The organism is Baaleninema simplex PCC 7105 (genome assembly GCF_000332355.1).
In the GTDB taxonomy this organism is placed as follows: Bacteria; Cyanobacteriota; Cyanobacteriia; order Cyanobacteriales; family Geitlerinemataceae; genus Baaleninema; species Baaleninema simplex.
Genome location: NZ_KB235958.1, coordinates 3,784,594 through 3,788,123, shown reverse-complemented (window position 1 = coordinate 3,788,123; position 3,530 = coordinate 3,784,594). Strand labels below are relative to the sequence as shown.

Here is a 3,530-nt window from a genome sequence, read left to right as displayed (position 1 = left end):
GTCTCTCTCATGGGGGACACTCTCCACCTTAAATCCTTGTCAGTCAAGGGTTTTGCTTTTATTTTACCTTTTTTACCGTTTAAGTCCCGATAAGAACTCTCGCTAGAAACGTATATACAATTCCAAGCGAGGAGCTCAATGACGGTGAAAAGCAAATCGTCGAAGCGGCGGCAAGGAATGCCATTCCAAGGCTTTTGAAGTTTTCTATACTTACTGGAGTAACTCAACTCGAACCAGTTGCTTACATCATTGCAACAGCCGAAAAAGAGTCCTATTTTGGTGCCACCTTATACGGTCATAACTATATGTATGAATATTCAGGTAGGCGAGCGGGGAGTCGGGAAGAACGGGACTATTTTAACGGTGAATATGGAGGGAGAAATGGGAACGAGGAAGAAGGTGACGGCTACAAATATCGAGGTCGAGGTTTTGTCCAACTTACGGGAAGAGCGAATTACACGGACATGCAGGCACTTTACAACAGTATAATTAGCAATCCAACCGCTCTCGAACGCCAAGCTAATACCGATCTTAGCCCCATAGACTTAGTTAACAACCCAGATATCGCAGCAGACGATCCTGATGTCGCCGCTCGAATAGCCGCTTTAGGTATGCAACAGGGTTTATTTACAGTTTATCGTCTAGACGACTTTTTTACAGCAAACGGCCCACGTAATGAATCTGCGCGTCTCCAGCAGTTTGAAGATGCACGTTCAATCGTCAACCCTGGCGATCGAGTTGAATACATTGCTGGAAGGGCAGAAGAATATTATCAGACTTTGAGAACATTCTTTAGAAATCTTCGGTAATCAGAGTCAACACACCGTCAGCTCCTCTGATATATCTGAGTTGTCTGTACCACTTCAGTCTCCATCACTAAAATCGACAGTTATGCTCTTCCAAATCGGGAAGCGGACAGGTTTCGTCCACGAGAGGATTCCCTTTAAGATCGAGTGAATAGATTCGACTGACCCAAGAAAGCGGTTGAGCGTCTGTAATCTGGTTGTTGCGTAACTTGATAGAAATTCGCCAACCCTGGGGAGTCTCGAGTGACTGTAGCGGCGAAACATCTTCGATCTGATTGTCAGACAGATCGAGAGATCTTAAATGAGTCATTCCCGAAAATGAGGGCAGTTGACGAATCAGGTTTCCTTTAAAGATTAATTGAGTTAGACTATCGGGTTGCTCGAAATCTTCAAGAGGACTGAGATCGGAGATTTGATTGTTTTCGAGATCGAGTCTCCTAGAAAATTTCAGAATTAATCCTCTAGGGTTAGCCAGCATTCTTTGCCAACGTTCGCGATCGTAAACCCAAGTGGCTAAAGGACGAATATCTTCAATTTGATTGTCAGAAAGATCGAGATAGGTTAGATCGGTCATCTCTGCGAAAGAGGGCAATTGTCGAATCTGATTTCCAGTAACTGTTAAATCGACAAGACGCTCGGGGCGATCGAGTGCTTCGAGAGGTCTGAGATCTTCAATTTGATTGTTATCGAGATGGAGCTGTCTCACCTGAATTTTGAGAGGCGGTAAGTTACGAATTTGATTGTGACTTAAATCGAGTTTTGCATACCATGTACCTGCTAAAGGACTTAGATCTCGAACGAGATTGTTGGACAGATATAAGTCAGAAACTTTAACATTTTGCAATGGCGAAATGTCTTGAATTTTGTTATTTTCAAGATCTAACATAGAAACCTCTAAATTAGATTCATCAAGAGGTGTTAAATCTTCAATCTGATTTTCGTCTAAGAAGACTTTGTATAAACTTGGACAGTCCTTAAACGAACTTATTTTAGTGATTTTATTGCGAGAGGCCGAAACAACTTCAAGGTTGGGAAATCCTTGCAAACCTGTTATATCTTCCAATAAATTATCGTTAAGACTCAGACGCTCTAGTTGAGATAAAGATGAAATTGGGGGTAAATGGCGAAGCTGATTTTTGTCAAGACTCAGAAATTTGAGGCGCGTTAAGTGCGGCAAAAATGCAAAGTCACGAATTTTGGTATTGACTAGGGATAGGCTCTCTAAATCAGTTAAATGTTGTAAAGGTGTAAAATCTTGAACGGGATTACCAGAAATACTGAGAGACTTTAAATCAGTTAAGTCTTGTAGAGGTGCAATATCATAAATTGAATTCCCCGCTAAATTCAGAGACTTGAGATGCTTCAGATATTGCAAGGGTCTTACATCTGAGAGATTTTCATTGTCGAGATATAACTCTTCATTTCGCTCCAGTTTAAATTGTAAAACTTGGCAGTGACGGGTTTCGGCTCGTTCGAGTAAAACCTCGATCGTCCGTTGTGTTGCTTCAGGTAAAGAAGAAGCCGCCTTACACCAGTCTTCTAGGCTGTCGAGATCGCTCACATCAACCGGAGGCGATTCGTTCGATTCAGGAGAACGTTGAACGTTACAGCTTGTTAACCCCGCTGAGATCGCGAGAGTGAGGGTAAATCTCGCCAAAAATCTTTGAGACTTCATTTTTCTCAAGATCGATCGTATTTCTTGTCAGTTTACCGAAACAAAAGCTTGATGACAATCGAGCCTTGAACTATATCTAAGTTGTCTGTACCACTTCAGTCTCCATCACTAAAATCGACAGTTGCGCTCTTCCAAATCGGGAAGCGGACAGGTTTCGTCAACGAGAGGATTACCTTTGAGATCGAGTACATAGATTCGACTGACTAAAGAAAGCGGTTGAGCGTCCATAATCTGATTGTTGCGTAAATCGATATAAATTGACCAACCCTGGGGAGTCTCGAGTGACTGTAGCGGCGAAACATCTTCGATCTGATTGTCAGAAAGATCGAGGAAGCTTAAATAAGTCATTTCCGAAAATGAGGGCAGTTGACGAATCTGGTTTCCTTTAAAGATTAATTCAGTGAGACTATCGGGTTGCTCGAAATCTTCAAGAGGACTGAGGTCAGAAATTTGATTGTTTGCGAGATCGAGTCTCCTAGAAAATTTCAGAAGTAATCCTCTAGGGTTAGTCAGCATTCTTTGCCAACGTTCGCGATCGTAAACCCAAGTGGCTAAAGGACGAATATCTTCAATTTGATTGTTAGAAAGATCGATATAGGTTAGATCGGTCATCTCTGCGAAAGAGGGCAATTGTCGAATCTGATTTCCAGAAACTGTTAAATCGACAAGACGCTCGGGGCGATCGAGAGCTTCTATCGGTTTGAGGTCTTCAATTTGATTGTTATCGAGATGGAGCTGTATCACCTGAATTTCGAGAGGCGGTAAGTTACGAATTTGATTGTGACTTAAATCGAGTTTTTGGTACCTCGAACCCACTAAAGGATTTATATCTTGAATGAGATTGTTGGACAGATATAAATTAGGAAAATATAAATTGGCAATCTTAGAATTTTGCAACATATTTTGTAAAGGTGAAATATCTTGAATTTTATTATTTTCAAGATTTAATATATACACCGGAAGTTTAGAGTTTTGAAGAGGTGCTAGGGTGCATCCCAGTTTTGCAATGAGTAAGAGTACTTAGAGCGGTTTGAGAGAAGGGAGTTAAG

The 3,530-nt window shown here is 41.5% G+C and carries 3 protein-coding genes; 1 reads left to right on the top strand and 2 read right to left on the bottom strand.

Annotation, left to right across the window (positions count from 1 at the left end):
- The first annotated feature begins 194 nt into the window (after positions 1-194).
- Positions 195-809 (top strand): hypothetical protein, encoded by a 615-nt coding sequence (locus tag GEI7105_RS31415; RefSeq protein WP_017662057.1) that lies wholly within the window; start codon positions 195-197, stop codon positions 807-809.
- A gap of 67 nt (positions 810-876) precedes the next feature.
- Here the strand turns inward: GEI7105_RS31415 and GEI7105_RS0119215 are convergent, their stop codons facing one another.
- Together GEI7105_RS0119215 and GEI7105_RS0119210 are read right to left on the bottom strand one after the other, a co-directional pair.
- The gene (locus tag GEI7105_RS0119215; RefSeq protein WP_017662056.1) at positions 877-2,481 is read right to left on the bottom strand and encodes a leucine-rich repeat domain-containing protein; all 1,605 of its coding nucleotides are present in this window, start codon (positions 2,479-2,481) and stop codon (positions 877-879) included.
- Between the two features lie 108 nt (positions 2,482-2,589).
- Positions 2,590-3,381 carry a leucine-rich repeat domain-containing protein gene (locus tag GEI7105_RS0119210; protein WP_017662055.1) on the bottom strand — a complete coding sequence of 264 codons (792 nt, stop codon included), beginning with the start codon at positions 3,379-3,381 and terminating at the stop codon, positions 2,590-2,592.
- Positions 3,382-3,530 lie beyond the last annotated feature (149 nt).